This window comes from Paraburkholderia sp. SIMBA_027 (assembly GCF_046535315.1).
Taxonomy (GTDB): domain Bacteria; phylum Pseudomonadota; class Gammaproteobacteria; order Burkholderiales; family Burkholderiaceae; genus Paraburkholderia; species Paraburkholderia tropica.
This window is the reverse complement of record NZ_JAWRWY010000784.1, coordinates 1-265: the sequence shown is the minus strand read 5'-3', so window position 1 is coordinate 265 and position 265 is coordinate 1. Positions and strand designations below refer to the sequence as shown.

Annotated in this window: 1 pseudogene; it reads right to left on the bottom strand. The window is 57.7% G+C overall.

The window, feature by feature from the left end:
* A pseudogene (locus SB764_RS41195) lies at positions 1-265 on the bottom strand (glycosyltransferase); the annotation flags it as partial.

Below are 265 nucleotides of genomic sequence, written 5' to 3'. Positions count from 1 at the left end.
CGCCGGGTATCCGATCCAGCTCACCTGAATCGGCGCAGGCTTGCGCGCGAACGCCTGTAGCCGATTACGGCCGGTGTGCCCGCTCAGGTCGATCAGGATATCGATTTTATCGGCGCGAACCTTGGCAATGAATTGTTCGTCGGTCATGCCGGCGACCATGTTCCATTGGTCAGAGCAGTTGCGGAAGTGCTGTGTGTAATCGTCCTCGGCCACATGGTTGTAGTACATATGGAGATTCAGGCTCTCGTCTTTCGCGAGCGGCTCC